Origin of the sequence: Ilumatobacter sp., from assembly GCF_049588435.1 — a bacterium.
Lineage (GTDB): Bacteria > Actinomycetota > Acidimicrobiia > Acidimicrobiales > Ilumatobacteraceae > Ilumatobacter_A.
On the sequence record NZ_JBAVYV010000222.1, the window covers coordinates 1 to 2,927 of the forward strand.

Annotated in this window: 2 protein-coding genes; one reads left to right on the forward strand and one right to left on the reverse strand. The window is 66.0% G+C overall.

Features of this window, described 5'->3' with window-relative positions; all coding sequences use genetic code 11:
- Positions 1-114: 114 nt before the first annotated feature.
- Complete coding sequence (gene rpsA / locus WBV89_RS08530; protein ID WP_423980910.1) at positions 115-1,440, reverse strand: 30S ribosomal protein S1; 1,326 nt, start codon at positions 1,438-1,440, stop codon at positions 115-117.
- A 286-nt stretch (positions 1,441-1,726) separates the two neighbouring features.
- Here rpsA and WBV89_RS08535 point away from each other — a divergent pair.
- Positions 1,727-2,927: FAD-dependent oxidoreductase (locus tag WBV89_RS08535; protein WP_423980909.1), on the forward strand; the 1,201-nt coding region annotated here is incomplete at its 3' end.

A 2,927-nucleotide genomic window follows, 5' to 3' on the forward strand; every position in this document is an offset into this window, starting at 1 on the left:
GCCGATTCCTCCGGTCAATCCAACAACGATCACGAAAACGAATACTGCCCGACTCCGAGGAGCCGGGCAGCATTCATCGTTCGGACAACTGGTGTCAGGCACCAGTTGGCAGGATCACTCCGATGCGGGCGTCTCTTCTTCGGTGGGTGCGGCCGCGACAGCGGGAGCTTCTTCGGCAACCGGAGCCTCGTCCGCGGCCGGAGCCTCGTCGGTCGCGACCTCGTCGGTCGCGGGAGCCTCGGCGCCGTCTTCGGTGGCCGGGGTCTCACCCTCGCCGGCGTCGCCGTAGTACTCGCTCCAAGCGGCCTCGGCCTCGGCCGATGCTTCGCCCTGGACGTAGTTGCCGGCTTCGTCGATCTCGAAGTGCTCGCGGTACTCGGCAGCGAGCTCTCCACCCTCGGCGGCCTGCTTGATCGAGAGGCTGATCCGGCGACGCTGGAGGTCGAGGTCGATGATCTTGACCCACAGCTCCTCGCCCGGCGTGACGACCTGCTCGGGGCTGTCGACGTGGTGTGCCGACATCTCCGAGATGTGCACGAGGCCTTCGATGCCGTCGCCGACCTGGACGAACGCGCCGAACTGCACGAGCTTGGTGACCCGTCCGTAGACGAGCTGGCCGACCTGGTGGCCCTCGGCGAACTCCTGCCACGGATCCTGCTGCGTGGCCTTCAACGAGAGGCTGATGCGCTCCCGGCTGAAGTCGACGTCGAGGACCTGCACCTTGACCGGGTCACCCACGGTGACGACGGAGCCGGGGTGGTCGACATGCTTCCACGACAGCTCGGACACGTGGATGAGTCCGTCCATGCCACCGAGGTCGACGAATGCGCCGAACGAGACGACGCTCGACACGGTCCCTTCGCGGACTTCGCCGACCTTGAGGTTGTTGAGGAACTGGTCGCGGGTTTCCTTCTGGTTCTCTTCCAGGTAGGCGCGACGGGACAGGACCACGTTGTTGCGGTTCTTGTCGAGTTCGATGATCTTGGCGTGGACCTGGGTGCCGATGTACGGCGCGAGGTCACGGACGCGGCGCAGTTCGACGAGCGATGCGGGCAGGAAGCCGCGCAGGCCGATGTCGACGATGAGGCCGCCCTTGACGACCTCGATGACCGGTCCGGACACGACTTCGTCGGCTTCCTTCTTGGCCTCGATGTCGCCCCATGCCCGCTCGTACTGAGCGCGCTTCTTCGAGAGGACGAGGCGTCCTTCCTTGTCTTCCTTCGTGAGGACGAGTGCTTCGATGACTTCACCGATGCCGACGACCTCGGACGGGTCGACGTCGTTGCGGATGCTCAGCTCACGGCTGGGGATGACGCCTTCGCTCTTGTAGCCGATGTCGAGGAGGACTTCGTCCTTGTCGATCTTGACGACGGTTCCGTTGACCATCTGGCCGTCTTCGACCTCGACCATCGTTCCGGCGATGGCCTCTTCGAAGGACATGCCGAGATCGTCGGAGGTGATCTCGCGGGGTGTGTAATTGCCCTCTTCGTCGAACGTTCCGAATTCGGAAGCGGTCGAGGAGGAGGAGGTAGCGGTGTCGGTCAAGGGAATCGGCTTTCGGACAATCAGAAATCAGGAATGGGACATTGCGCGCTCGGGCGAGAACGCAACACAAGATCGTAACAGCACCATGAGGCAGCCGCACTCGGCGACGCCATGCGCCGGCGCGTCCCGAACCCGAACGTCGACGATGTCACACTTCTGGTCAACGGATCGTCAAACAGGCATGAACCACACGCACTCCTCTGATGTCATCGTGATCGGTGGCGGGTTGGCCGGTCTGGCCGCCGCTGCCCTGGTTGCCCGAGGCGGCCACTCGGTGACCGTTCTCGAACGGCGCGGACGCCTCGGCGGACTCGCCACCACCGACGAACGCTCCGGCTTCCTGTTCAACCAGGGCCCCCACGCGCTCTACCGGGGCGGACCCGCCTGGAAGGTCCTCTCCGAACTCGGGATCGACCTCGCCGGTGGTCGCCCGACGCCGCGCTCCCGGCTGATGATCGACGATCGATTGCAGGTGCTTCCGACCGGCCCGGGCTCGCTGCTGTCCAGCCGAGCGCTCGGATTCGCCGAGAAGGTCGAGTTCGCACGCTTGCTCACATCACTCGGCAAGGTCGATCCGTTCGACCACGCGGGACTCACCGCCGGGCAATGGATCGACCGCAACGTCGGACGAGATCGGCCCCGGCGTCTGCTGCGCGCGCTCGTCCGTCTGACCACATACGCCGGCGACATCGACACGCTCAGCGCCGACGTGGCGATCGCACAACTGCAGACGGCCCAGCAGGCGGTGCACTATGTCGACGGAGGCTGGCAACGAATCATCAAGGGCTTGGCCGCCCGACCCGGCGTCTCGATCGAGACCGACGCGGCGGTCGACGAGCTCCCCGATGCCCGGGTCGTGATCGTGGCCGCAGGATCGCCGACCCTCGTCGGACACCTCACCGGCCGTGCCTACGACGTCGGTCCGAGCGCGGATGTGTCGTGCATCGACCTCGGGCTGTCCGCTCCCCCACCCCACGATTTCGTCATCGGCGCCGACCGTCCGTTCTACTTTTCGAACCATTCGACGGTCGCGAAGCTGGCACCCGAGGGTTCATTCGTGGTCTCGGCCATGCAGTACCTCACGGCCGACACCGAACCGGACCCCGACATGATCTGGTCCGACATCGACCGGATCGGCATCGATCGCGACGACGTCACCGTGAGCCGCCGACTCCACCGGATGACGGCCGTCTCCGCGATCCCGACCGTCGAGACCGGAGGCCGCCGGGGTCGCCCGTCGGTGACGGCGACCGATCACGATCATGTCTTCATCGCCGGCGACTGGGTCGGGAGCGAGGGACACCTCGCGGACGCGAGCATCGCCAGCGCGCTGGCGGCATCGCAGGCGGCGCTCGCACACCTCGCGGCGCCGAGCACGGTGG

What these genes read in the sequence shown, in the direction of transcription:
- rpsA (WP_423980910.1), bottom strand. Translation starts at nt 1,440, where the DNA reads ATGTCCTTCGAAGAGGCCATCGCCGGAACGATGGTCGAGGTCGAAGAC.